Raw genomic sequence first — 25390 nt, forward strand, 5'->3', positions numbered from 1 at the left:
CGGGCTGAAAGGGGCCCTTTCCTTGGTTTCGGCCCGCAACCCCATGCTCCTTGCTCCGTGTGAACGACTATGGACAACCCCCAAGTGCTCTCTATCAAACACATGGCCTTCGCGGTGCGCGACGTAGAAAAGGCGCTCGAGGCCTACCGGCGTTTCCTGGGTGTACCCGCAGATACTGAAATCAGGGAGTATCCCCGGTCGCGCAACAAAGTCGCCCTTTTCACCCTTGGCGGGATTGAGTACCAGCTCTGCCAGAGCATGGACGAGGGCGGACGCTTTGACGAGTGGATCAAGCAGCGCGGTCATGAAGGGCTGCATCACATCTGCTACGAGGTGCGCGACCTGGACAAGGCCCTCGAGCACGCCCTGGCCAACGGCGCGCAACTCCGCATCTGCAAAGCCTGTGGGGTCTACGGCAAACATCCTCACCCCGAAGGCTTCATCGCCTTTCTGGACAACGATGCGGCCGGGGTCGAGATCGAGTTCATGCAGGTGTACACCGAGGCAGAGCTCGAGGAGTATAAGAGGGTACAGGGCATCTAGCAGAGGGCGTGGGGCCGGGCGCAGGGCGGTTCAGAAGACCTGCTGCTCATGGGTGGAGAACGGCCCTCTGCTGACTGGAGGCAAAATGGGCGTGATCAGAGTGGGGACAGCCAGGGCCAAACCGGGCACGACGGCGACCGGGATCATTGAGGTTCCGGGCAGCAACGTGGAGATCCCGGTCATCGTGTTCAATGGGGTCAAGGACGGGCCCTGCTTGTGGATAGATGGGGCCATCCACGGCGACGAGCCGGAAGGACCCCTGATGTGCCACATCCTGCGGCGCGAGGTAAACCCGGAGAAACTGGCCGGAACGCTGGTGCTGGTTCCGGTGATTAACACGCCAGCCTTTGAGGCGGCTTCACGGGGCAATCCGCTTGACACCTTCAGCTACGACATGAACCGCATCTACCCCGGTCGAGCCAACGGCTATTTTTCCGAACGGGTGGCCTGGGCGCACCGGGAGTGGATGGTCAGGGTGGCCGACCTCGAGCTGTCCATCCACTCGGGTGGAGCCCACTCCTATCTCTCCGAGACCATCTTCGCGACCGAAGATGCCCAATCTCAAGAGTTGGCCAGGGCCATGGGCGAGGGCTGGGATCTGGTCCTAAAGAGCTTTCTCCCCAAGGGCAACCCCATGGCGGTCATGCTCGAGGCGGGCAAAACCGGCATCACCGTGGAGCTGGGTGGGCGCAGCGCCACCTCGCCCCAGGCCTTCCACCGGGTGGGACGGGTACTGGCCGATGCCGCGCTCAATGTGATGCGCCACTACAAGATGATCGCAGGCAAGCCCAGGTATGCCAGGCCTCGCTATACCGGGGTGCAACACGCCCTGCTGGCCCCCAGCAGCGGCCTGTTTGTGGCCGAACCCGAGATTGAGTTCAAAAAACCCATGAGGAAGGGAGACCGGATCGCCACCATCTATAACCTCTATGGTGATGTGCTGGACACCCTTCACGCCCCCACCGATGGCCGCATCTTTGGGCTGCGGGCGTTGCCCAACGTGCTGATGGGGGATTGGTGCTGCTTCTACGCCGAAGTGCAGGGCAGCCTGGAATAGGGGAGAGCTGAGGAGGAAGCGGAGCGCATAGAACCTTTGCAAGTCCCGGGCCCGATGTTTGACCGCCTTCCGCAATGACACGTCATGAGCGAATTGACCGAACTCCTCAAGGCATTGATCGAGATTCCCTCGCCCAACCCGCCGGGTGACCACCGGGCCATTGCCGAGTTTGTGGCCCTGTGGCTGCGGAATGTGGGCGCCAGCGTAGCAGTGCTCGCTCCTGCCGAAAAACCCGAGGCCCGGAGCGTGGTGGCGGTGATCGGGTCAGGCGATCCCGTCATCATGCTGCACGCCCACCTCGATACGGTGCCGGTGGGCGAGAGCGAGGCTGCGGCCTGGTCGAGCGATCCCTTCAGGGCCGTTGAGCGCAACGGGAGGCTTTATGGCAAGGGCAGCGTGGACGACAAGGGTCCCCTGGCGGCTATGATGATTGCCTTCAAGAAACTGGCCCAGTCGGAACACATTGGAACCCTGCTGCTGGTGGCGGCGGCGGAGGAGGAGGTGGGTGGGCGACTGGGAACCCGCTGGCTGGCCGACGCGGGTCATCTACCGCAGTGCGACTTCATCATTGTCGGGGAGCAGACCTTCAACCGGGTTGCCACCGCGCACAAGGGGGTCATGCGGGCCACCATCCGCACCACCGGCCATAGTGTCCATGCCACCAACCCCGACCGAGGGGTGAATGCCATCAACGCGATGGCCAGGGTGATCCTGGCCCTGGAGACCTATCACCAAGAGCTCTCGTTGCGCGTACACCCTCTGGTCGGCGTGCCCACCTGCAACATCGGGGTGATTTCGGGGGGTGCGACTGCCAACGCCGTCGCGGATCAATGCATGATTCGCCTTGACCGTCGCATGATTCCTGGTGAAAGCCCCGAGGACGTACAACACGAGTTGCAAGCGGTGGTGGAGTCGGTGGGCATTGCCCCTGCGACGGCAGAGGTGGGCGAGTTCCTTTACTCAAGCTGGTTCGAGTCCAAGCTACAGACCCCCCTTGGGAAAGCTTTTCTGGAGTGCTCGAGCAGCCTCACCCAGACCCCTGCCGAGCCGATCGGTTACCTCCCCGGCAGCGATGCCAAGCACCTGATGGGGCTGGTGCGCGGCGACATGGTGATTTTCGGGCCGGGCAGCTACGAGGTGGCGCATACCTACGACGAATATGTGGACATCGGTGAACTTGAGCAGTGCGAGGCCGTCATTTCCAGGTTTCTGGAGCAGGTGATGCGTCTGGAGGTGCAACGGTGATTTTCGACCTTCTGATCCGGGGCGCAACGGTCATCACCCCCGAGGGCCGGCGCCGCCTGGACGTAGCGGTGCAGGGCGACAAGATTGCCGCGCTGCTGGAGCCGCAAACCCCGGCCGAGGCAAAGGAAACGGTGGACGCAAGCGGCAAGCACCTGCTCCCAGGAGCCATTGACATCCACTTCCACGTGCGTGCACCGGCCTATCCGGCGCGGGGCACCTGGGAGAGCGAGACCCGGGCTGCAGCCGCCGGGGGCGTGACCACTGTGTTTGAGATGCCCATCTCCAAACCTTGCTGCGCCACGCCGGAAATCTTCGTGAACCGCCGCGAGCAGGGCCAGCGCGAGGCCGTGGTGAACTTCGCCCTCTATGGCGCGCCGGGCATGCTGAAGGCCGACCTGGTGCAGGGAATGGCCGCCGAGGGGGCCATTGCCTACAAGATCTTCACCACCGACCCGGTGCCGGGTCGCATGGACGAGTTCGAGGGGCTGTGTGTGCCTGAGGAGTGGCAGCAGCTACGGGCGCTCGAGCTGGTGAAGGAGACTGGCCTGCTCACGGTGGTCCACGCTGAAAGCCAGCCCCTGATGAACCACTACACCGCGCTGGTGAGGGCCACGGGCCGCAACGACGCGCTTACCCACGGCGAGTCCCGCCCGCCGGTGGTGGAGGCTCTGGCCATCAGCAAGATTGCCACCCTCAATGACCTGGTGGGCACCAGGCTGCACATCGCCCACGTGACCTCGGCCCACGCCCTGCAAACCCTGCGGAAGTGGCTGGGCCACCAGGACATCAGCGGCGAGACCTGCCCGCAGTACCTCCTCTTTACCGAGCAAGCCCTGGCCGAGTTTGGCAGCTACGCCAAGATCAATCCGCCCCTTCGCCAGCAGCGCGACGTCGAAGCGCTCTGGGAAGGCGTGCGGGACGGCTCGCTGATTTCCGTCACCACCGACCATTCGCCCTTCACGGTGGAGGAGAAGGAGCGTGCCCGCACCGACATCTGGGCCGCGCCGCCGGGCGCGCCGGGTGTGGAGTTTCTGGTGCCCATGATGCTGGATGCAGCCGCCAGGGGCCGGGTAACGCTCGAGCAGGCCGTAGCCCTGATCAGCTCCAACGGAGCCAGGCGCTTCGGTATCTACGGGCGCAAGGGCCTGATTGCCGAGGGGGCCGATGCCGACCTGACCCTGGTGGATTTGCAGGCCAGGACGGTGGTAGACCGCTCCAGGGAGTTCAGCCAGTCGCGGAACACCGACTACTTCTTCCATGGCAAGACTTTTCAGGGCAAGGTGCTGCGCACCATCGTCAACGGCAAGACGGTGTTCTTGAACGGTGAAGTCCTGGGCAGGCCGGGGGATGGGAGGTTTGTACGGCCCTAACTACCCCCTCAACCCAACCCTCTTCCTTTGGGGGAGGGGGAGTCTTGATTACAGGGGCAGGTGGGTTTGTTGGTCGTGCCATCACAGCTCATTTACAAGAAGCGGGTTTTTGGGTTGAAGCCTGTGATTTGCAGAATGCGCCTCGAGCCATCAACGTACTCGAAAAGCAAGCCTTGCTCGAGATCACTCTCGAGACCAGGCCACACACGTTTATCCACGCCGCCGCGCTCACTTCGGGTGAGGATTTGCAGGTGATCAAGGTCAACGTTCAGGGGACCTTGAATGCTTTGCAGGCCGCAAGGAGGGCGGGTGTTCGGCACTTCGTCTTGTTCAGCTCCTGCGCAGTCTACGCGCCCTCAAGCGAACCCACGGACGAGTCGGGCCCCACCACGACCACCCATGCCTATGCGCTCTCTAAACTTTTGAGCGAGCAGGCCGTGGAGTTGGGCAAAGCCTCGATGACCGCGTGGCTCCTGCGGATAGGCGCGGTATATGGCCCTGCGGAGCAGCCATCCGCAACCCGAAGCCGCACCTCGGTGGTCCATCAGATTGCCGAGTCCATCCGCACAGGGCAACGCCTGAGGCTCCAGTGCGCTCCGCACGATGTGTATAACTGGCTGCACACCCAGGACCTGGCCCGGCTGCTCTCGCTCATCATCGAGCAGCCCGCAGACGGCAAGGCTCACCTGTACAACGTCGCGGGGCCGAGCCTCTTAGTGGCCGATCTGGTGAGCACCTTTCAGGCCCTCAAGCCGGAAATTGATCTGGGGAAGCTGATCGAGTACAACCCCCATCCGCCGCCGCGTCACGGGGCCATAGACAGCGCAAAAGCGAAAAGCGAACTCGGCTTCTCACCAGCGGTGCAACTGGAGGATGGGCTACTCGACTACCTGGCACGCCCTCCCCTCGGGAGGGGGCCTGGGGTGAGGGAAACAAGATGAACCAGCTGAAGGTTGTTCTTGTGGGGTTGGGCACCCGGGGCCGTCACTGGGCACGGGTGATCGCCGAAAATCCGCGTGCTCGGCTTATTGCCGGGGTTGAACCCAGTGTCGATTCGGTCTCCATCCTGCGCGAGAAGCTGCCGACCTTGGATTTTCCCGTCCTGGCACTGGATGAGGCCCTGGCCCTGCAGCCGGATCTGGTGGTGCTGTCTACCCCGCCCGCTGTGCATCTGGAGCAGATTGCCGCCTGCGCCGAGCGGGGCCTCCCGGTGCTGTGCGAGAAGCCGCTGGCGCTCGATTTTGGCACGGCCAGGACCTGCGTGGAGGTGGCGGAAAAAGCCGGGATTCTGCTGGGAATCGGGATGAACTTTCGCTACCTGGAAACCACCCGGGCTTCGCGCGAGATCATCCAGGGCGGCAGGCTGGGGCAGATTGGCTTCGGGCGCATCAACTATTGGCGCCACCGCGACGGCAGGCGGCCCCTCCTGAATAAATATCCCCTCACCATGGAGCAGCCGATGCTCCTGGAGCAGAGCATCCACCACCTTGACCTGGCCCGCTTCATCTACGGCGCAGAGGTGAAAAAGCTGTGGGCCCGGACCACCAACCCCCCCTGGAGCATGTACCGCTCCGACGCGACGGTAGCGGCCTGGCTCGAGTTCGAGAACGGCTTCGAATTGCAATACTTCGGAACCTGGATGGGCACCCCTGGCAAGAACGAGTTCCAGTGGCGCACCGACGGCAGTGCGGGCATGCTCTTTCAGCGCGACCTCTTCCGGGGCCTGGAGTTCTGGAGGGCCGGTGCAACTGAGCCAGAAGAGATTGAACTGACCCCGCAGGAAGATTTTATAGACGACACGCGCGGCTTGTTTGACGATTTTCTCAAGGCGGTGTGCGGCGAACCCAGCACCTACCCTTCAGGACGCGATCACCTCAAGACCATGCTGCTGACCCTGGGCTGTGCGGAAAGCTCGAGGCAGGAACGGATGCTTGATCTTCGGGCCTATGGACGACAACTGGGCGTGGAGTTCTAGGATGCGACCAATCCCCCAGCGCCTTTCACCAAGAATGTCCCAGTCCGCGCGGGCGCTTTTTTGCCAGCCGGGAATTTCCTTCGTCTTGGTCGTCCATGCCCAGCACGGGGATTCGGCAGGGTCGGTGCAGGGGATTGTGCCCACCGCGCGGAAAGACAACGGTTCCGTCGGGTGGAGAGGGGCGGCTTTCAAGAACAAGAACCGGGAGGACGAATGACACAGACTGACTTTTCATCCATGCTCTCGAGGGTCGCGGTGGCCAACCTCGAGCACTCCATCGGCAACCCGGTCAACCCGCGCATGGTCAAGGCCATTCACAACGCCAGAAACCTGGTGAACCTGGGCTCGGGCACGCCCGACCTGCCCACCCCCGACTACGTGCTGGATGCGGTGCGCGAGGGGATGACCGGAGGCCTGATCCAGTACACCGCCTACGATGGAATTCTGCCATTGCGCGAGGCCATTGCCCGGAAACTCTCCGAGGAGAACGGCCTGGACTATTCGCCCGCCGACATCATCGTGACCCACGGAGCGCAGGAGTCCATCTTTGTGATTTGCGGGGCGCTCCTGAACCCTGGCGACGAGGTGATCGTCACCAACCCCTACTACAGCGCCTACAACAACATCGTGGCCCTGTCGGGGGGGGTGGCGGTCACGGTTCCGGTCAGGCCGGAAACCGGCTGGTCGTGGGATTTGGAGGCCCTCGAGGCGGCCATCACCGCCCGCAGCAAGTTGATCGTGCTGGTATCGCCCGACAACCCTACCGGCGCTGTGGTGACCCGCAAGACCATGGAAGCCATCGCGGAGCTGGCCGAAAAATACAACCTGATTGTGGTCTCCGACGAGCTCTACGAGAAGTACCTCTACGACGGTGCTGAACATTTCTCCTTTGCCAGGATTCCTGGCATGAAGGAGCGCACGGTCACCGTGAACGGGTTTTCCAAGAGCTTCGGGATGACCGGCTGGCGGGTGGGGTACGTCGCGGTTCCGCAGTGGCTCAAGCAGGTGGCCACCGAGGTCAAGCATATGCACTCCATCTCCACCGCCGTGCCCTCGCAGCTCGGGGCGCTGGCCGCCCTCACCGGACCCAAGGAACCCTGGCAGGAGCGGCTCCAAACCTACGCCGAGCGGCGCAAGTATTTGCTATCACGCCTGGAAGCCATGAAACTCCCCTTTATCCGCACCCATGGTAGCTACTACGTGATGGCCGACATCCGGGCCAGCGGCATGGACTCCATGACCTTCAGCAGCGCCCTGATCGAAGAACAAAACGTGCGAGTAGGGCCCGGAGTGGTCTTCGGCAGCGGAGCCGAGGGCTTCGTGCGCCTGAGCCTGATGTGCCCCCGTCCGCAGATGGACGGGGCGCTCGACAGGCTGGCCGAGTTCTGGAGCCGGTATGTTTAGGGTCGAAGTCAACGCCCCCTCAACCCTTCGCCCATGGGGGCAGGGGTTTTGTTCGGCAAGACCAAACAGGGCTCCCTCTGGGAGAGGAGCTGGGGCTGAGGGGCCTCTGGGGGGCGTAACCATATGAGCGATAAATTCGTCGGCATCCAGATCAGCCCGATCAGCTTTATTGACGAGGGCGTGGAGCCGCTCCTGGACACATTGCAAGGGCGGTTTGGGATCAACGTGCTGCTGGTGGGGACGATTTCCTGGCTTGGGCTGAAGGTTGGGCGGCGGATTAGCTGGAAACTCGAGGGCTTCCCCGACCACGGCGTGCAGGAGCCCGATGGGATGAAGGGCGGCTCGTACATCCGGCATCGGCCTGAGTTTTACCGAAACACCAGCATCACCCACTTTGCCAACCAGGACCCTGGCCTGGAGGGCAAGGACATCCTTGAGATGATCATCCCCGCCGCCAGGGCGCGCGGCATGAAGGTGATGCCCGAGGTGATGGAGCCCTTATTCAAGTACGCCGACCACGGCAGCGCGAACACGGTGCAGATTCCCAACCTGCCCCAGTACCTGGAAGTCGATCAGTTCGGGCGCATTGGCTCGGAGCCCTCCACCTCCAACCCCCATTACCGCACCTGGCTGCATTCGATCCTCGAGGACTACGCCCGAAACTACGAGATTGACGGCATCATGTGGTGCAACGAGCGCAGGAGCCCGCTGGACAACCTGATCGCGGGCAACCCTGCCAACGACTTCAGCCCGGCCGCTCGGCGTGAGGCCATTGAGCGGGGTATTGACGTGGAGCGGGTGCGGCTAGCTTTCCGCGAGGTCTACGAGTTCTTCCAGAAAGCCCGCAAGGGCGAGCGGTTTGCGGATGGCTACCTGGTGGAGTTCCTGCGGGTGCTGCTCCGCAACCCCGAGGTACTGATCTGGGAGCGCTTCTGGCTCGAGCGCAACAAGGACCTCGACCGTGAGCTCTACGGCATCGTCAAGTGGTGCAACCCCTCCATTAGCTTCGGTCTGAATGTGTGGAACCGCAACCACCTCAATCCCCTCCGCAAGGCCCAGTGGCCCTGGCTCGAGCAGACCCTGTACTGCGACTGGGTGAAGCCCATCACCTACCAGCACCAGGCGGGCGGCATCTACAAGCGTGAGATGGCCGACTTCCACCAAACCATCCTCCGCGACTTCACCCCCGAGGAGTTCACCCCCATCATGTACCGCGTCCTGGGCCTTTCCGAGGCCCCCTGGGAGGAAGTGCTGGAAAAGGGCTTTGATCCCGACACCTACGTAGGGGGGCAGACCCGGGACACCGTCGCAGCCGTACAAGGCCGGGTGCTGGTGTACATGGGCATTGGGGTAGACGCGCCGCGCACGTCGGCAACTCAGGCGGTGTGTACGCCCGACATCGTTTACCGCAGCGTGAAGGCGGCTTACCGCGAGGGTGCCAGGGGAATTGTCTACTCGCCCAACTACGCGGGAATGAACCATACGAACCTGGATGGCGGGGCCCAGGCCTTGAAGGAATTGGGATTGATGTAGGGATGTCCCGGGGTTTGCAGGTGCTTGCTGTTCAAAAACGACCCGAACGGAACGGGAATTTCACAGGAGCCGTCCTTGGGCGCCTGGTATCGAAAGGCCGAGGTGAAGTGAATGGGTAATTTTTACCAGCTTTTCCAGCCTGAGGGCATCTACCAGCCCGCAACCTACAACCACGCCATGCGGGCGGGCAACACCATCTATGTTGCCGGGCAGGTTGCCCGTGACGAAAGCGGAAACCTTGTGGCTCCCAACGACGCGGCGGGGCAGGCGCGGCAGGTGTACCGCAACTTGGGGCGCGTCCTGGAGGCCGCAGGCGTGGAGCCCAAACACGTGGTCAAGGTGACCACCTATCTTGTAGACCCTGCCGACTCTAAAGCGGTGAGTGAGGTGCGACTCGAGTTCTTCGGCGAGCACCGTCCGCCCCACACAGGCCTGATCGTAGCGGGTCTGGGCAGCCCGGAGGTGAAGGTGGAAGTGGAAGTGATTGCGGTTGTGGAGGAGTGAATGTCTGCCTATACCGAATTCTCCAGCTACATCGCCGAGGTCAACGACCTCCTCAACGCCATCTCGATCCTCAACTGGGATGCCCGCACTCAGATGCCTCTGGGCGGCACCGAGACGCGGGGCAAGCAGCTTGCCACCCTGTCGGCCCTCGTACAGGAGCGCCTGATTTCGGAGCGGTTACAGGACCTGCTGGACAGGACCGAGGGCGAGGTTGCTTGCCTGCCCCCCGACTCCATGGAGCGTCGCAGTGTGGCAGCAGTGCGCGAGGCCAGCGACCTGTTCCGCCGCACGCCGCCCGAATTGACCCGCGAGCTGGCCCACCTGCGCTCGGTAGCAGGCAAAACCTGGGCTGAGGCCAGGGCCAGCAATGACTTTGCTCATTTCGCGCCCGACCTCGAGCGAATGTTCGCCCTCAACCGAGAGTTTGCCCGCGTCATCGGTTACAAAGAGCACCCCTACGATGCGATGCTCGCCCTCTACGAGCCGGGCATGACCGCCGCCCGCCTGCAAACCCTCTTCGCAGTGCTGCGAGAGCGGGTGGTTCCGCTGTTGCGGGAAATTGTGGACTCAGGGCGCAAGCCGCGCACTGACTTTCTGAAGCTTCACTATCCGCCCGAGCGACAAAAGCAATTCGCGCTCGAGGTGGCCCGGTCCTTTGGCTTTGACCTCTCGCGGGGCCGCCTCGACGAGTCGCTGCACCCCTTCGAGATTTCCTTTACCCGGAACGACGTGCGGATAACCACCCGCTACAACCCGCACTTCCTCCCCACCGCCCTCTTCGGGGTTCTGCATGAGGCAGGGCACGCCATCTACGAGCAGAACGTTGCACCCGAACTTACCCGCAGTGCCCTTACCTCCGACCTCAAGGGGCTGTACGCGGTGGGCGGGGTGAGCTTTGGGGCCCACGAGTCGCAATCACGGCTGTGGGAGAACCTTGTGGGGCGTTCCCGCACCTTCTGGCAACACTGGTTGCCGCGCTTGCAGGTGTACTTCCCCGAGCAGCTTGCGGACATTGATGTCGAGACTTTTTATCGCGCGGTTAACACCGTCGAGCCCAGCCTGATCCGGGTTGAGGCTGACGAAGTGACCTACAACCTGCACATCATGCTGCGGGTCGAGATCGAGATGGGGCTGATGGACGGCTCGATGGCCGTGCGCGACCTACCCGCAATCTGGAGCCAGAAGATGCAGGACTACCTGGGTGTCACCCCACCCGACGACACGCAAGGCGTGCTGCAAGACATCCACTGGTCGCACTCCAACATCGGCTCCTTCCCCTGCTACACCGTGGGCAACATCATGGCCTCGCAACTCTACGAGGCGGCGGGGCAGCAGATTGAAGGGCTGGAGAACTCACTGGCAGAGGGCAACTACGCTCCCTTGCGCGAATGGCTGACCCAGCATGTCTACCGCTACGGGCGCACCTTCTCACCCGATGAGCTACTGGTCAAAGCCACGGGGAGGTTGCTAGACACCGAGCCATACCTGAACTACCTGGAAAGCAAGTTCCGTGAACTTTACGCGCTGAGAGGTGGGGCGTGAGCCAGACAGTGTTTTTAGTAAGCAAGCTGCTGGATGGCGCGGGAGGGGTAATCGAGCAGGGCTTTCTACTTGTCAAGAATAACCGTATCGCTGGCCTGGGGCGACAGGCCGATTTGGGCGAACTTCCGGCCAATGCCACGGTCATCAACGCCCCACATAGCACCCTGCTGCCGGGGCTCATTGACAGCCACGTTCACCTGGCCTACTCAGGTGCAATTGAGTCCAGGGCCTTCCGCGCCGAAGCCAGCGAGATGAGCTACCCCCTACTGGCGCTGCGGGCAGCCCAGCATGCTCGGGAGACCCTCGAGTGGGGCTACACCGCGGTGCGCGACCTCAACGCCCCCGGCGGGGTGATCATTGACCTTGCCAGGGCCATCAACGCGGGCTACGTGGTGGGGCCACGAGTGGTGGCCTGTGGTCTGGGCCTCTCCATCACCAGCGGGCACATGGACAAGGGCGGCTGGGGCGACCACGTAAGCCTCGAGGGTATGACCGCCCCCTGCGACGGCCCCGACCAGTTCCGGCGCGGCGTGCGTGAGCAGGTCAAGCGCGGCGCAACCTGCATCAAGATCAACCTCTGTGGCGGCTCCTTCCGCGACTGGGCAAACCCCTGGAAGCAGGAGATGACCGACGCCGAGATCGAGGCCGCCATTGACGAGGCACATAGGCTCGAAAAGAAGGTGGCTGCTCACACCTCGGGCGGGCCGTCGGTGACCACAGCCGTGCGGATCGGCCTGGACAGCGTGGAGCACGGGCGCTGGCTCGACCAGGAGTGCGTGGAGGCAATGGCCGAGAAAGGCGCGTTCTACGTGCCCACCCTGCTGGTGCAGGAAAACCACTTCGAGCACCCCTGGGAGTCGCAGGGCGTGAACGAACAGGGCAGGAGGTGGCTCGAGCTGGGCCGCGAGGCCATGTGGGAGAGCCTGACGCTGGCCAGGGCTGCTGGCGTGAAGTGCTCCACCGGCACCGACGCAGGCTTCATGCTGCCGCACGGCAGCGTGAACGCGAGAGAGATCGAGCTGTTCGTGAAAGGCGGGTTTACGCCGCTCGAGGCCATTACCGCTGCCACCAAGCACGGCGCGGAGCTGCTGGACCTGGACGAGGTGGGAACGCTGGAAGTGGGCAAGATTGCAGACTTGTTGCTGGTTCACGGGGATGTACTGGCCGATGTCCGCATCTTGCAAGAACAGGAAAACCTGCGGGTGTTCAAGGATGGGGTGGAGGTGACTCGAAGTGGATAAAAGTCTTAAGCTGACGGACGCGAAAGCTAATTTGCTGCAAAGGTCAGTCCCTCTCCCTTTATGGGAGAGGTTAGGTGAAGGGTCGAGTTCGCAGAACTCGCTAAGTGCGCTCGAGTCAGCGGCATTCGCCTTCGGCTCACTACCCCTCATCCCCCGCCTTCTCAGCGGCAAAGCCGTCCCACAAGGGGAGAAGGGGCTAAAGCCAAGCAAGGAGCCTTGCTGCCATGACTAAAGTTGACATCGCCCACGACCGCTACTACACCTACGTCGAGCTCACCGCGCATTTGCAAGCGCTGGCAGCAGCCTTCCCGCACCTCTGCCAGCTCTCCTCCATTGGCAAGACCTTCCAGGGACGCGAGATTTGGCTGCTCACCCTCACCAACTGGAAAACAGGACCAGACGCTGACAAGCCCGCCTACTACATAGACGGCCACATCCATGCCGAAGAACATGCCACCAGCGCCACTGCCCTTTACGCGGCCTGGTATCTGTTGCATCACTACGACAGCGACCCCAAGGTAACGATGCTGCTGGATGAGCAGGCGTTTTACATCCTGCCCCGCCTCAACCCCGACGGGGCTGAGTTCTCGCTGGCCCACCCATTTCGCTGGTGTGGCAACGGGCGATACATACCTGGAAGCGAGGACGAACGCACCAGAGGTTTGTACCAGACCGACCTAAACGGAGATGGCTACATCGTGCAGATGCGGGTGCCCGACCCCGCCGGCGAGTGGAAGATCAGCAGCAAAGACCCCCGGGTGATGGTGCAGCGCGAGCCGGGGGAGTTTGGCGGGCAGTACTACCGCCTCTACCCTGAGGGGCTGATTCCCGATTACGACGGGGTGGAGGTGGAGATCGAACCCACCCGCGACGGCAACCTCAACCGCCAGTTTCCGGCGGGCTGGATGCCCGAGAGCGTGCAGTATGGCGCGGGTTTGTATCCGGGTTCGGAGCCCGAGTCCAGGGCGCTGATTGATTTCATCCTGGCGCATCCCAACATCTGCGGGATGAACTCCTTCCACACCCACGGCGGGGTGCACCTGCGCCCCTCCACCACCAAGTACGACCACGAGCTCAGCCCGCGAGACCTGACCTTGTTCAAAGACCTCGCCAGCGTGGCCCTCAAAACCACCGGCTACAAGACCATCTCCTCCTTCCAGGACTTCACCCCCGACAAATCCAAGCCACGGCGCGGCACCCTGAAAGACTGGGCCTTTGAGGAAATGGGAATCCCGGCCATCGCCACCGAACTCTGGGACATCGAAGCGGCTGCGGGCATCGAGAAGGTAGCCTTCTACAACCTGCGCCCCCGCGACGAGGACACCCTGGTTCGCATGGTGCAGTGGGTCTGGGAGCACCACGGCGAAAGGGGCTGGCGCGAGTGGGAGCCCTTTGATCACCCACAGCTGGGCAGGGTGGAAATTGGCGGGCTGGCCGAGATCTGGGTGCTGCGGAACCCGCCGGGGCATATGCTCGAGGAGATCTGCCACAAAAACACCCTGTTCTGCCTGGAACACGCCGCCGCCAGCCCGCGCCTGCGGGTGCGCAGCTCGAGCATCGAAAAACTGGGAATTGCGGCCGACGGCGCCGACCTTCTCAAAATCTCGGCGGTCATTGGGAATGACGGCTACCTGCCCAGCCACCTCACCGACACCGCCCTCGAGCGCAAGCTTGCCAAGACCGTAAAGGTGGAGTTGCGCCTGGAGAATGCCGAACTGTTGATGGGCGATGCAGTTGCTGACCTGGGCCACCTGGCGGGCCGCAACGGACGCAAGTACCCGTGGTCGCCCTGGGGTGAGCGGTGGCAGCGCACTGCCCGCAAGACGGAATGGCTGGTCAAGGCCCAGCCCGGAGCCAGGGCAGCCATCGTCGTTCACAGCGAGAAAGGGGGCAAGCGGGTTGCAGAAATCCCCCTGTCGCAGGGACAAGCGGCGGCCCCGCCCACCTCTGCCAACCCGCCGATTGAATGGTCAGGCCATCTTGGAATCAGGGAAAGGAGCAAGAATGTCACTCTCAGGCGTACATGTCATCATGCCCACCCCGTTTGATGGGGCGGGAAAGCTCGACCTCGAGTCCCTTCACACCCTCACCCACTTCCTGATTGACAAAGGGGCCAACGGCCTGGTGGTGCTGGGGGTGATGGGCGAGGCGCCCAAGCTGGGGGAAGCCGAGCAGGAAACCATCATCCGTGAAACCGTACAGGCTGCCCGGGGGCGTGTGCCGGTCTTCGTGGGCAGCGGCGCGGGCGGTACCGACCTGGCCATTCAGAAGTCCGCAAGGGCGATGGAACTGGGCGCCTCTGGCCTGCTGGTGGCTCCGCCCCCAGTGCAGAACGACACGGTGATTTTCGACTACTACCGGCGCATCAACGACGCGGTGGGGGCGCTGATCATCCTGCACGACTACCCGGTCAGCACTGGCATCCTGCTGAGCGTGCCGCTGGTGACCCGGCTGCACAACGAACTCGAGCAGGTTCGGGTTATCAAGCTGGAGGACACCCCTTCCGGCCCCAAGACCTCCGCCCTTCGGCAGCTCAATCCCCACCTCTCCATCCTCGGTGGGCTGGGCGGGCTGTACATGCTCGAGGAACTCGGGCGCGGGGCCAACGGCATCATGACCGGCTTCTCCTACCCCGACATCCTGCAAGCCGTCTACACCACCTACACCTCGGGCAACCTCGAACTCGCCCAAAAGATTTTCTACCAATCCTGTGCCCTGATGCGCTACGAGTTCCAGCCCGGCATCGGCATTGCCCTCCGCAAGGAGGTCTATCGCCGGCGTGGCGCCATCCGAAACGCCTATGTTCGCCATCCCGGCGCACAGGTAGACGAAACCATGCGGAAGGAGCTCGAGCAGATCCTGGAGTTCTCGAAGCTTGAAGACCTCATTGCATCCATCAAACCAGGAGAAGCCAGCCTATGAGCCTGCCGCCCCGCCCCCAACTCTCCATCATCCATAACCGCTACTTCGACTACGACGAATACACCCGCATCCTGCACGACCTGGTCGCCCGCCATCCCCATCTGGCCCGCATCCAGAGCCTGGGGAAATCCCACCAGGGGCGCGACATCTGGCAGCTCACCCTGACCGACTTTTCCACCGGCCCCGACCAGGAGAAGCCGGCCTACTACATCGACGCACAAATCCACGCTGAGGAGCACGCCACCAGTTCCACCGCACTGTACGCGGTCAACTACCTGCTCGAGCGCTTCAACCACGACCCCGAGGTCACCCGCCTGATGCAGCGCATGGCCTTTTACGTCCTGCCGCGCATCAACCCGGATGGCGCGGAAATCTGCCTGAAAACCCCCCATCGCTGGTGCGGCAATGGCCGCTATAGTCTGGGCCAGGATGAGGTGACCAGAGGCCTGCACCAGTGGGATGTCGATGGTGATGGGCACATCGTCTTCATGCGGGTCAGGGATCCGCACGGCGAATGGAAGGTCTCGCAGAAAGACCCGCGCATCCTGGTTCAACGCCTGCCGCACGAAGTAGGGGGCGAGTATTACCGCCTGTACCCCGAGGGGCTTATCCCCGACTATGATGGGGTGGAGCCCGACATCGAGCCACCGCGGGATGGCAACCTCAACCGCCAGTTCCCCGCCAACTGGTCGCCCCATGAGTACGGCGCGGGTGACTACCCCGGCTCCGAACCTGAGGCCAGGGCCGTCATTGAGTTCATCCTCAAGCACAAGAACATCTGCGGGATGAACTCCTTCCACACCCACGGCGGGGTGATCCTCCGGCCCAGCGCGGTGAAGTACGACCACCAGATGTCGGCCAGGGACATCACCCTCTTCAAGGATCTTGGCGCGGTAGGGACGGAGATCACGGGTTACCCGGTGATTTCGATTTTCGAGGATTTCACCCCCGACAAGACCAAAGCCCGCCACGGCTCCTTAACCGACTGGGCCTACGAGCAGATGGGCATCCCCATCTTCGGCACCGAGCTGTGGGACATCGAGCGTGAAGCAGGCCTCGAGAAAACCCACTGGTACGGCATCCGCCCCCGTACCGAAGACGAGCAGATCAAAATCCTCGAGTGGGTCACGCGCAACGTGGGCGAGTGGGCCTTCCTGGACTGGAAGAAGTTCGACCATCCCCAGCTGGGTGAGGTCGAGATTGGGGGAATGCTGGAGGTCTGGACCTTCCGCAACCCGCCCGGGCACCTGCTCGAGGAGATGTGCTACCGCAACGTCCTCTTCTGCCTGGCCCACGCTGCCAGCAGCCCGTTCCTGGAGATTTCCGAGGCCAGCGCCACCCCGCTGGCCGAAGGGGTTTACCGGGTGCGGGCCGTGGTGCGCAACACCGGCTACCTCCCCACCAACCTGACCGACGTGGCCATTGCCGAAGGCTTCGCCAAGACCGTTCAGGTCGAGCTCTCGGGCGGGACTGTCCATGGGCCTGCCACCTACGACCTAGGCCACCTGGCAGGCCGCAACGAGCGCAAGTCCACCTGGTCGCCCTGGGGCAACCAGTGGAACCGCACTGCCAGGCCGGTGGAGTGGACAGTGAGCGCAGCAGCGGGCTCCACGGTTGAGGTGGTGGCAAGAAGCGAGAAGGGCGGAACGGTTCGCCGGCAAATCAAGTTGCCATAGCCACGGGAAGCCAAGTCTCAAACCGAAGGCATGAAAAGCCTGGCGTGCAGGGCCACCCATAGGAGAGCTACGAACCCTTTGCCTCAAGCCGCTCCCATTCGAGTTCAAGCGTGTCTGATGCGAAGTCATTCTGGAAGGAGACCCATATGCCCGAAGCCCCCCACTGGCGGTTCCAGAAAATCATTAAGCCCATGTTCGACCTGCCCAGGGAGCACCTGCTGTTGCGCGGACGGGTGCTAACCTGCGACGGCGACGAGCGAATTGAGGATGGCATCGTCGAGCTGCAAGATGGCAAGATTGCTGCCGTTGGCCCCGCCTCCGACTTTGGCACCCGTCAGTTCGAGGCCTGCCAGACAGGCGGAACCATCCTGCCAGGCCTGTTCAACTCCCACGCTCACCTGGCCTGGGACGGCATCCACGACCTGGCCCACCAGTCCATCTACGACCCACCTGAAATCTCAGCCTACAAGTGCGCCGGCAACATGCTCCTGAGTCTGCGGGCAGGCATCACCACCGTGCGCGATCTGGGAATGCATAACACCAACCTATTTGCCAAGCAGGCCGTGGAGCAGGGGATTTTTCCCGGTCCGAGGGTGCTGGCCTGCGGGGCAGCTATCGTGCAGACCGGCGGCCACACGTACTGGGCCTGCCGCGAGGCCAGCGGGGCCGATGAGATGCGGCGGGCCGTGCGTGAGCAGGTGCGCGGCGGGGCCGACCTGATAAAGATCATGGCCTCGCACGACCTCAACGAATTCACCGACGACGAGCTGGCCGCCGTGATTGACGAGACCCATCGCAATGGCCTTCCCATCACCGCCCACGCGACCTTTGACTCGGTCATCAAGCGCGTGGCGGAGTTTGGAGTGGACTGCATTGAACACGGGGGCGATATGACCGATGAGACCATCGAGCTCATCGCGAGGAAAAACATCCCCATCGTTACCACTTTCGCGCCGCTGGTCATGCAGAGCCGGCCGGAGCTGGCGCGCAAGTACAACGTACCCGAGTGGAAGATCGAAGAACGCCAGCGGGCCGTAGCTAGTGGAGCGCGATTCGCAGGCCTAGTTAAGGCGGCCCAGGCGGGCATCACCATCGGGTTTGGAACCGATTGCGGTTCCCCGGTAGTGCAGCACGATGTGGTAGCCCCCGAGATGGCCTTCATGATCAAGCTGGGCGTCAAGAAGGATGCCTACGACGCGTTGCGCTCGGCGACCAGCGTGGCCGCGAAGATCAGCCGCCTCGACAGCAAGCTGGGGTATCTGAAGCCCGGCTATCTGGCCGATGTCATCGTGGTGGATGGCCAGCCTGATTACCACATTGAGGATATCGCCAGGGTGAAGATGACCTTTGTGGGGGGGCGCCTGTTGTTTGGGTCATTGCCTCGTCTTTCCTGAGGTCATGCATGTGCAATGCCTGCGGAAATCGGCGACGTGGGTCGTCCTCAGGGTTCTATCAGAACAATCCGAGGGGATAGGAGGGATTTGAGAAATGGAGCAACGTCAGCTGGGGAAGTCTGGGCTAAAGGTCTCACTGGTTGGGCTTGGCTGCAATAACTTCGGTGGACGGGTGGATGTTGATGGCTCACAGGCCGTCATTCGCAAGGCGCTAGATCTGGGCATCACCCTTTTTGATACCGCAGATACTTACGGCAATCGGGGTGGTTCAGAGAGCATTTTGGGCAATTATCTGGGTTCTGAACGAGAAAATATCGTGCTGGCGACCAAGTTTGGCTGGGAGATGGGTCCAGGAAGGGGCGGTGCTTCCCGGCAATACATCTACAAGGCCCTTGCAGAGAGCTTGAAGAGGCTGAAGACTGATTACATAGACCTTTACCAACTTCACAAACCAGACCCCCATACGCCCCTTGAGGAAACCCTTTCAACTTTGAACGATCTGGTGAGGCAGGGAATGGTTCGCTACGTGGGATGTTCAAACCTTCCGGCATGGCAGGTCGTGGAGGCTCACTGGATTGCGAAGCAGATGGGCTTTGAGGGTTTCATTTCATGTCAGGACGAGTATAGTTTGCTGGCTCGCAAGGTTGAAGCTGAGCTGTTGCCTGCCATGCAGCACCTTGGACTGGGACTTCTGCCATACTTTCCTTTAGCAAGCGGTTTGCTGACGGGCAAGTACAGGCGGGATGGCTCGATGCCCGAGGATGCAAGGTTGGCCCGATCCCAGCAGTTGGCACAGAGCTTCATGACAGAGCAAAACCTGGCTTTGGTCGAGAAGCTTGAGTCATATTCGAAGTCAAGGGGCCGTACGTTGCTGGAGCTGGCTTTTGGCTGGCTTGCTTCCAATCCTGTTGTCTCTAGTGTCATTGCAGGAGCAACCAAGCCAGAACAGGTCGTGCAAAATGTCAAAGCGGTTGAATGGAAGATGTCGGATGTCGAGCGAAATGATGTGAGATCCATCCTCGATGCCTGAGTTCGGTTCAGCAAGCTTCCGTTTGAGCGTTTGAGGGATGGGGTTGCGTGCGCTGACCAGATTCTATCTCGCTCTGAACAGGCTTGGCCGCCTCTCCAGGCGGCCACTGTTCTCTCCAGGAAAAAGCTGTCTCGAACTTGAATGGCTCAAAGTATGCGAGGAGCGCCCTACTACGAATAAAGGCGATTATGAACCGTACTTGCCCAGAGCCTGCCAGGAAGCCAAACGTAAACCATCAAGAACTTCCGGTAATAGCAGAATCGAGAAGGCCAGCCAGTGAAAACCCTTGAGGGTCTCGGCAAGACACTCGTAGTCATGGGCCAGTCGGCGAAAACGAGCCATCCAGGCAAAACTCCTTTCAACCACCCAGCGCCTGGGCAGCAGAACAAAACCCTTCCTGGCCTCCTCCAGCTTGACCCCACACAGCTTGATCCCCTCCCCGGCAGCCGCTTGCTCAGACTCGGAGCCCGTTTAGCCCTGATCTACACTCTCAAGACTCGACTGCAAGGTTCGAGCATCCTAGATGGCTGCGCTGGGTTGAGCCGCTCGGCCCTGCAATCGTCGTAGTGAAGGGCCATCGGCCCCCGGCCAGCGCCGGTACTCAAGGGTTTCCCGCAGGTCATGCACTAAATCTTCAAACACGCCCCTTTTCATCCAGCGCTGGGCCTGCTCGCTGACGATATGGGGGGGCGGGAAATCGTGGGGGAGGTACACCCACTGGGCCCCGGTTCTGAGCATCCAGTGCAGGGTGTTGAATACCTCCCGCAGTCGTGCTTGCGCGGGGCTGCATCCGGAGGCAACAGGGCCAGATAGGGCATCACGAAGGCCCACTCTTCATCGTTCACGTCCGAGGGGTACGGTCTACACTTCATGCTCTGCCGTCCCCCTTCGTTTCGAATAGGTTCTTGCCAGCCTCTAGGTAGCCCAATGGGGGCGCACAGCCTCGATCCTGCTCTGGGGCCTACCGCATCGGGGTGGATGAGTTCGTGGTGCTGTTGCAACGGGGCGGGGTAGGCCGGTTGCTGCAGGCCACCCAGGGGTACGTCCTCAGCGTGGGGCTGGCCTGGGCCGAGGAGGGGGAGCCCCTGGCCCTCCTGGGGCTGGCCGATGAGCGGATGTACGCGCACAAACGCCTGCGCAAGGCCGCGGTGCAAATGCCGCCAGCTTGATGGTCTGCGGAGGCTATCCTGGGGCTAGGGTTAGGGCGGCGGTATGAAACAGGACGGGCCCAATTTCAACCCCCTGGAGTTCACCCAGGGCCTAATGGTAGCCTGCACCGACCTGGAAGGCCGCTACACCTATGCCAACCGGGCTTACCTAGCCTATACCGGGCTGAAGGCGCCCCTCCTGGGAGCCTCGGCGCTGGAGCACGTGGCAAAAGAAGATCTTCCCCGAGTGATGGATACAGTGAAGCAGGCCCTGGAAAACCCGGGACAGGCCTTCTGGGTGGAGTTCGGCAAACCCCTGCGACGGGCTTGGAACCGCAGCCGTTGGGAGTTTATAGCCGTTTGCGACGAAGCGGGCAAGCCGGTAGGCCTGCAGTGCGTGGGCTATGACATCAGCGATGCCTACCGCCAGGGGCGTTTCCAGGAAGCCTCGCTGCAGTTGCTATCCAGCGGTTTAAAAGAGGAACTGCGCCCCAAGGAGGTGCTACAACGGGCCCTGGATGCAGCTCTGGCGGTGGTGCCGGCAGCCCAAGCCGGCAGCGCTACCCTGCTATACCCCGACGGGTGTTTTCACTTTGTTGCGGTTCGCGGCTACGACCTGGCCGCGCTCGAGCAGGTCTCCCTGCACCCTGGCGAGCCACTTTCTCTCAGCCAGCACATTCAGGCCAGGGTCTTTACTCAGGCCGATTTGGCTGCTTTCAACGCCCGGCTCGATCCCGAGCGGCGGAGTTTGCTCGAGGGGCCGGGCCGTTCCAAGGAGATCCAAGCCATGCTGGCCACCCCGGTGGTGGTGAGGGGGCAGCCGCGGGCTTACCTCTACCTCGACCACTTCCGGCGCGCCGATGCCTTTGACAAACTGGATTTGCGCCACCTGGAGGGGCTGGCCCACCACGTAGCCTGGTTGCTCTACGGCGAGGAGCTCCAGGAGGAGCTGCGCTTTAGCCGCTACCATCACCTTCAGACTGGGCTGGCCAACCTGCGTAGCCTGCAAGAAGAGCTCCTGCGGTCGCCGTTGGCCCGCCGGGCTTTAGTGACCCTGCGCTGCCGCTCACTGGAGCGCCTGCGGTGGTTGGAAGGAGAGACGGCCTACTTTACCGCGGTGCGCAAGATAGCCCGGGCCATCCAGGCCGACCTGCGGCTTTCCGACCGGCTGGCCTGGGAAGAGGGTACTTTTTGGATGCTGCTGGAAGGGGTGACCGAAGTCGAGGAGGTTTATAGGGTGCTGGGGCGGCTGCAAGCTGGGGTAAAGACTAAGCTGGCTGCCCACTGGCCTGAGCTCGACTTCAACCCGCGGATTGGGGTGGCCCTGGCCCAGCCTGGGGTATCCCCACTCGAGCTACCCCGGGCCGCTGAGCTGGCCCTCGAGCAAAGCCTTCCGCCCGGTAGGGTGCATTTTTTTGACCTCGACCTCGCCCGCCAGACTCGCGAAACCGATGCCCTGCGCCGCGCCCTGGCTCAGGCCCTGCGGCGTTTGCCAAACCCACCGGAGGGCTTCACCCTGCACTACCAGCCGATTTTCCGCCTGGCCGAGCGCCGGCTGCACCACTTCGAGGCTCTGTTGCGCTGGATCCACCCTGAGCTGGGGCAGGTTTCCCCGGGAAGGTTCCTGCCCCTGGTCGAAGAGGAGGGGTGGATGCCCGAACTGGGCGAATGGATCCTGGGAGAGGCAGTGCGGCAGGCCGCCCGCTGGGGGGTCGCGGTGGCGGTGAACCTGGCCGGTGGCCAGCTAGAACCTGGGCTACCCGACCGGGTCGCGGCCCACCTGGCCCGCTGCCGCCTCCCCCCAGGGCGACTGATCTTCGAGGTGACCGAGGGCGTAGCCCTGGAAGAGACCGGCCTCCACGTCCTTCAGATCCTGGCCGAACGGGGGCATCCGCTGCACCTGGATGACTTTGGCTCCGGAATGTCCTCCCTCGAGCGCATCACCCAGCTGCCCTTTGCGGCGATTAAGCTGGGCCAAGGCTTTATGGCTGGCCTGGGCTCCCGCCCCAAGGCCCATTCCCCCGAGGCTCGCTTGCTGCACGCCCTGCAGGGGTTGGGGGAGGGCTTGGGGCTGGAGGTGATTGTGGAGGGCATTGAAAGCCAGGCCCAGCTCGATTTCCTGATAGCCGAGGGTTTTGCCCTGGGCCAGGGCTACTTGCTGGGGCGGCCAGCAGCTCCTGCCCAAGCCGAGCTCTTTCTTGAAGGGAGGAAGGGCCGCTCGTGCTAAGGTAACGCCAGTTCGGGGATAAAGAAGAAGAAAAAAGCGTGTGGGTAGAGAAAAGAAAGTCTCCAAGTAGGCTGAGGGTGCAGCCCAGCAACTGCCCAAGCCTAACAGGAGGTCAACAGGAGCTTATCTCTACTCGAGTTGTTCTCTGATGTGGACGATTTCTGCCAGGCGTTCGAGGCTGAACTGTCGAAAAAGCTATTAGAGAGCGGCCCTGGACTGTTGTAGACTCATTCAGCCTAAAGGTCTGCCATAACCTACGGATTCATTCGCACAAGGTCTTTGAAGGGGTTGCCAGACGGGGCAGGAACTCAATGGGTTGGTTCTATGGTTTCAAACTCCACTTCCTCTGCAATGACCGAGGCGAGCTGTGATCGGTCTACACCAACTCACGACGACCGTAAAGGGCTACTGCTCACTGCCCTTCCGATGCCGCCCCGAAAACTCCATCTTGGCTCAGATGCTCCTTCAGTTCCAACCTCGCTCGCGACATACGTAAACGCGCTGGCAAAGTAAAAACCTCCTCGAGATTTCTCGAAGAGGTCGAGATGAGCGAACTGCAACGAGGATTCAGGTGCTGGTCAGGAACTGCGGTGTGGCGATGATGGTCAGGCTCTGGCCCTCGCGCCAGATTTTGAGGGTAACTGGCTGGCCTGCAGCACCTTCCAGCACCCCACGCAGGTCGTTGATGTCCTGGATGGGGCTGCCGTTGGCCTCGAGGATTACATCCCCATTCAGACCCAACTGCTGTACGGTTCCATCTGGAGCCTGCACCTGGAGAAAACGGGTGGGTGCTTTGAGGCCGGCCTTCTCGGCGGGCGAGCCTTTTTCCACGCTCTGAACCATCAGGCCATCCTCGGGCAGATTGTTGGCCCTGAGAATCTGGGGGCTATACGCGGCCAGCGGCATTACCGATACGCCGAGGCGTGGGCGGGAAGCCAGGATTTCTTTGTCGCTTACGTTCTTGCCCTGCTTAAGCACATTCAGATACTGCTTGGCCAGGTTGATGGGAATGGCAAAACCCACCCCGGCGTTCTGGGCGTTGCCGAACTCGCCCGAGGGCGAGAGGATGGCGGTGTTGATGCCGATGACCTCACCTTTGGAGTTGAGCAAAGGCCCACCCGAGTTGCCGGGATTGATGGCTGCATCGGTCTGGATGAGGGTAGGCACCAGCGCATCTACTGCACCGGGGTTGCGCCGCACCGCCGAAACGATGCCGGTGGAAACGCTGTAGTCCAGGCCAAAGGGGTTGCCAATGGCGATGGTCTTTTCGCCCACCAGCACTCGGTCGGAGTTGCCCAAAGAGAGGGGCTTGAGCAGGTTGGCCGGAGCCTGCACCTGAATCACCGCCAGGTCGAGGGACTTGGCGGTGCCCAGCACCTTGGCGGGGTAGGTTTTGGGGCTGTCCTTGAACCGCACCGAAATCTGGCTGGCCCCCTGAATCACATGGTAGTTGGTCAGGATGTGGCCATCAGGGTCAAGCACAAAGCCCGAGCCAGTGCCCTGCTGCGGCTGGGGTTGCAAAAAGGGGGCAAAAGGCTGAAGGTTGTCGGGCAGGCTGGCCGCAGGGTTGCTGCGCACCGAGACATAAACCACCCCCTCGCTGGCCTTCTGGGCAATTTCTACGGTGTTGCGCTCGTCGGGCAGGAGGCTCTGGAGGGTGCTCTGGGTCAGGCTGGGGGCTGTGCTGGACTGGCCCTGGCTCAACGCGAACCATAAGGCCGACCCCGAAAGCACCGCCACGGCCAGCAGGGTAGATGTTTTTACCGAGGCTTTCATGTTGGTTTCTCCTCTGCCTGCACAGGCAGGCACAGGCCATACGTTAGGCAGGGGAGGTTTAAGTCGGGTAAAAAAGGGGTGCTCAGCGCACCCCTCAATGCAGAGATCATCAATCCTGCTCAAATGATGATGCGGATTCTGATGCGGGGCCAGCGCAGCTCGAGGGTGGGCGTGTTCGGGCTGGCGATATCGTCCTCAATCCCAACCCCTCTCGTACCTTCGTCGTTGACACTGACCTGGGCCGGCAGGGTGGCGATCACCTGGCCAGGGTCGCTCAGCCTGGTGAGCTGCACCGCGTAGCCGCCATCCGGATTGCGCACCAGGCGCAGGTTCAGGAAGGGGTCGGTGTTGGGCGGGCACCAGACATTGCCCGGGCCGCAGTCGGTGGTGGGGCCGGGGGAGGGCCAGGGTTTCTTGCGCAGGTAGAGGAAGCCCAGGTTTTCTCCCACCAGCTCTTCAATCGGCCCGCTCCCTTGCAGCTTGGGGTTGTTGTAGGGAACCGCCACTGCCACCACGTCCTCCCGCTGGAGCCAGACCGGGGGCCAGGAAGGCGGGAAGGGCTTGGGACGGCCACAGCAAATCTCCCTGAACCTGGCCTCGTAGGTCTCGGCGTCCAGGGTGCGGTTCAGGGGGCGGCCCGGCAGGGTGTCGGGGGGCAGGCTGCTCACGATGTGCATCCGGGCCGGGTTGGAGGCGTCCTTGCCAATGATGATGATTATGTCAATCTCTTTCTCAATCGGATTGATGGAAAACTTGACAATTATCTTCTCCCTGTCAACGCCCTCGAGGCTCCCCTGCGCCTC

Annotated in this window: 20 protein-coding genes and 2 pseudogenes; 19 read left to right on the top strand and 3 right to left on the bottom strand. The window is 62.2% G+C overall.

Translation table 11 applies throughout. From position 1 onward, the window contains the following. Nucleotides 1-69 precede the first annotated feature (69 nt). The 16 genes from NZN28_RS08345 to NZN28_RS08420 all read left to right on the top strand — a co-directional run bounded on the left by NZN28_RS08345 (nucleotide 70) and on the right by NZN28_RS08420 (nucleotide 19436). The gene (locus tag NZN28_RS08345) at nucleotides 70-543 is read left to right on the top strand and encodes a VOC family protein (protein ID WP_295397161.1); all 474 of its coding nucleotides are present in this window, start codon (nucleotides 70-72) and stop codon (nucleotides 541-543) included. A gap of 85 nt (nucleotides 544-628) precedes the next feature. Next, nucleotides 629-1600 (top strand): succinylglutamate desuccinylase/aspartoacylase family protein, encoded by a 972-nt coding sequence (locus NZN28_RS08350; RefSeq protein WP_295397163.1) that lies wholly within the window; start codon nucleotides 629-631, stop codon nucleotides 1598-1600. Nucleotides 1601-1684: 84 nt separating this feature from the next. Beyond that, nucleotides 1685-2845 carry a M20 family metallopeptidase gene (locus NZN28_RS08355; protein ID WP_295397165.1) on the top strand — a complete coding sequence of 387 codons (1161 nt, stop codon included), beginning with the start codon at nucleotides 1685-1687 and terminating at the stop codon, nucleotides 2843-2845. Beyond that, complete coding sequence (locus NZN28_RS08360) at nucleotides 2842-4215, top strand: dihydroorotase family protein (RefSeq protein ID WP_295397167.1); 1374 nt, start codon at nucleotides 2842-2844, stop codon at nucleotides 4213-4215. Before NZN28_RS08355 ends, NZN28_RS08360 begins: the two co-directional genes overlap by 4 nt. Before the next feature lie 44 nt (nucleotides 4216-4259). After that, nucleotides 4260-5156 carry an NAD(P)-dependent oxidoreductase gene (locus tag NZN28_RS08365; protein WP_295397169.1) on the top strand — a complete coding sequence of 299 codons (897 nt, stop codon included), beginning with the start codon at nucleotides 4260-4262 and terminating at the stop codon, nucleotides 5154-5156. Beyond that, complete coding sequence (locus NZN28_RS08370) at nucleotides 5153-6190, top strand: Gfo/Idh/MocA family oxidoreductase (protein WP_295397171.1); 1038 nt, start codon at nucleotides 5153-5155, stop codon at nucleotides 6188-6190. Before NZN28_RS08365 ends, NZN28_RS08370 begins: the two co-directional genes overlap by 4 nt. A gap of 213 nt (nucleotides 6191-6403) precedes the next feature. Next, nucleotides 6404-7594 carry a pyridoxal phosphate-dependent aminotransferase gene (locus tag NZN28_RS08375; RefSeq protein ID WP_295397173.1) on the top strand — a complete coding sequence of 397 codons (1191 nt, stop codon included), beginning with the start codon at nucleotides 6404-6406 and terminating at the stop codon, nucleotides 7592-7594. 123 nt (nucleotides 7595-7717) lie between these two features. Then, the gene (locus NZN28_RS08380) at nucleotides 7718-9127 is read left to right on the top strand and encodes a hypothetical protein (protein ID WP_295397174.1); all 1410 of its coding nucleotides are present in this window, start codon (nucleotides 7718-7720) and stop codon (nucleotides 9125-9127) included. 111 nt (nucleotides 9128-9238) lie between these two features. Then, nucleotides 9239-9631, top strand: coding sequence for a RidA family protein (locus NZN28_RS08385; RefSeq protein WP_295397176.1), 393 nt, complete (start codon nucleotides 9239-9241; stop codon nucleotides 9629-9631). Continuing rightward, the gene (locus NZN28_RS08390; protein WP_295397177.1) at nucleotides 9632-11173 is read left to right on the top strand and encodes a carboxypeptidase M32; all 1542 of its coding nucleotides are present in this window, start codon (nucleotides 9632-9634) and stop codon (nucleotides 11171-11173) included. It abuts the gene before it with no gap. Next, nucleotides 11170-12414, top strand: a complete 1245-nt coding sequence (locus NZN28_RS08395) for an amidohydrolase family protein (RefSeq protein WP_295397180.1) — start codon at nucleotides 11170-11172, stop codon at nucleotides 12412-12414. Before NZN28_RS08390 ends, NZN28_RS08395 begins: the two co-directional genes overlap by 4 nt. A gap of 224 nt (nucleotides 12415-12638) precedes the next feature. Beyond that, nucleotides 12639-14462 carry a M14 family metallopeptidase gene (locus tag NZN28_RS08400; RefSeq protein ID WP_295397182.1) on the top strand — a complete coding sequence of 608 codons (1824 nt, stop codon included), beginning with the start codon at nucleotides 12639-12641 and terminating at the stop codon, nucleotides 14460-14462. Continuing rightward, a complete protein-coding gene (locus tag NZN28_RS08405) occupies nucleotides 14446-15336 on the top strand; it encodes a dihydrodipicolinate synthase family protein (RefSeq protein ID WP_295397184.1) in 891 nt (296 codons plus the stop codon). The genes NZN28_RS08400 and NZN28_RS08405 overlap by 17 nt, the downstream gene beginning before the upstream one ends. After that, on the top strand, nucleotides 15333-17012 hold the full coding sequence (locus NZN28_RS08410) for a M14 family metallopeptidase (protein ID WP_295397187.1): 1680 nt from the start codon (nucleotides 15333-15335) through the stop codon (nucleotides 17010-17012). The genes NZN28_RS08405 and NZN28_RS08410 overlap by 4 nt, the downstream gene beginning before the upstream one ends. Nucleotides 17013-17158: 146 nt before the next feature. After that, nucleotides 17159-18406 carry an amidohydrolase family protein gene (locus NZN28_RS08415; RefSeq protein WP_295397188.1) on the top strand — a complete coding sequence of 416 codons (1248 nt, stop codon included), beginning with the start codon at nucleotides 17159-17161 and terminating at the stop codon, nucleotides 18404-18406. Nucleotides 18407-18500: 94 nt separating this feature from the next. Further along, nucleotides 18501-19436 carry an aldo/keto reductase gene (locus tag NZN28_RS08420; RefSeq protein ID WP_295397191.1) on the top strand — a complete coding sequence of 312 codons (936 nt, stop codon included), beginning with the start codon at nucleotides 18501-18503 and terminating at the stop codon, nucleotides 19434-19436. 186 nt (nucleotides 19437-19622) lie between these two features. On the opposite strand, the pseudogene NZN28_RS08425 reads toward NZN28_RS08420, so the two are convergent. Beyond that, nucleotides 19623-20308: pseudogene (locus tag NZN28_RS08425) on the bottom strand (transposase). A 114-nt stretch (nucleotides 20309-20422) separates the two neighbouring features. Here NZN28_RS08425 and NZN28_RS08430 point away from each other — a divergent pair. From NZN28_RS08430 to NZN28_RS08440, 3 genes and pseudogenes are all read left to right on the top strand, one after another. After that, complete coding sequence (locus NZN28_RS08430) at nucleotides 20423-20605, top strand: hypothetical protein (protein WP_295397192.1); 183 nt, start codon at nucleotides 20423-20425, stop codon at nucleotides 20603-20605. A 43-nt stretch (nucleotides 20606-20648) separates the two neighbouring features. Further along, nucleotides 20649-22811 carry an EAL domain-containing protein gene (locus tag NZN28_RS08435; protein WP_295397195.1) on the top strand — a complete coding sequence of 721 codons (2163 nt, stop codon included), beginning with the start codon at nucleotides 20649-20651 and terminating at the stop codon, nucleotides 22809-22811. 221 nt (nucleotides 22812-23032) lie between these two features. Further along, nucleotides 23033-23179: pseudogene (locus NZN28_RS08440) on the top strand (transposase); the annotation flags it as partial. A gap of 199 nt (nucleotides 23180-23378) precedes the next feature. On the opposite strand, the gene NZN28_RS08445 reads toward NZN28_RS08440, so the two are convergent. Beyond that, entirely contained in the window at nucleotides 23379-24587 is a 1209-nt protein-coding gene (locus tag NZN28_RS08445) for a trypsin-like peptidase domain-containing protein (RefSeq protein ID WP_295397197.1), read from the bottom strand. A 119-nt stretch (nucleotides 24588-24706) separates the two neighbouring features. Further along, nucleotides 24707-25390: hypothetical protein (locus NZN28_RS08450; RefSeq protein ID WP_295397199.1), on the bottom strand; the 684-nt coding region annotated here is incomplete at its 5' end.

This window comes from Meiothermus sp. (assembly GCF_025056915.1).
GTDB lineage: Bacteria > Deinococcota > Deinococci > Deinococcales > Thermaceae > Meiothermus.

Excerpts from the sequence above, each read along its gene's own strand:
- NZN28_RS08345 (WP_295397161.1), top strand. The coding sequence starts at position 70 with ATGGACAACCCCCAAGTGCTCTCTATCAAACACATGGCCTTCGCGGTG.
- NZN28_RS08350 (WP_295397163.1), top strand. The coding sequence starts at position 629 with ATGGGCGTGATCAGAGTGGGGACAGCCAGGGCCAAACCGGGCACGACG.
- NZN28_RS08355 (WP_295397165.1), top strand. The coding sequence starts at position 1,685 with ATGAGCGAATTGACCGAACTCCTCAAGGCATTGATCGAGATTCCCTCG.
- NZN28_RS08370 (WP_295397171.1), top strand. The coding sequence starts at position 5,153 with ATGAACCAGCTGAAGGTTGTTCTTGTGGGGTTGGGCACCCGGGGCCGT.
- NZN28_RS08375 (WP_295397173.1), top strand. The coding sequence starts at position 6,404 with ATGACACAGACTGACTTTTCATCCATGCTCTCGAGGGTCGCGGTGGCC.
- NZN28_RS08380 (WP_295397174.1), top strand. The coding sequence starts at position 7,718 with ATGAGCGATAAATTCGTCGGCATCCAGATCAGCCCGATCAGCTTTATT.
- NZN28_RS08385 (WP_295397176.1), top strand. The coding sequence starts at position 9,239 with ATGGGTAATTTTTACCAGCTTTTCCAGCCTGAGGGCATCTACCAGCCC.
- NZN28_RS08390 (WP_295397177.1), top strand. The coding sequence starts at position 9,632 with ATGTCTGCCTATACCGAATTCTCCAGCTACATCGCCGAGGTCAACGAC.
- NZN28_RS08400 (WP_295397182.1), top strand. The coding sequence starts at position 12,639 with ATGACTAAAGTTGACATCGCCCACGACCGCTACTACACCTACGTCGAG.
- NZN28_RS08405 (WP_295397184.1), top strand. The coding sequence starts at position 14,446 with ATGCCCACCCCGTTTGATGGGGCGGGAAAGCTCGACCTCGAGTCCCTT.
- NZN28_RS08410 (WP_295397187.1), top strand. The coding sequence starts at position 15,333 with ATGAGCCTGCCGCCCCGCCCCCAACTCTCCATCATCCATAACCGCTAC.
- NZN28_RS08415 (WP_295397188.1), top strand. The coding sequence starts at position 17,159 with ATGCCCGAAGCCCCCCACTGGCGGTTCCAGAAAATCATTAAGCCCATG.
- NZN28_RS08420 (WP_295397191.1), top strand. The coding sequence starts at position 18,501 with ATGGAGCAACGTCAGCTGGGGAAGTCTGGGCTAAAGGTCTCACTGGTT.
- NZN28_RS08435 (WP_295397195.1), top strand. The coding sequence starts at position 20,649 with ATGAAACAGGACGGGCCCAATTTCAACCCCCTGGAGTTCACCCAGGGC.
- NZN28_RS08445 (WP_295397197.1), bottom strand. The coding sequence starts at position 24,587 with ATGAAAGCCTCGGTAAAAACATCTACCCTGCTGGCCGTGGCGGTGCTT.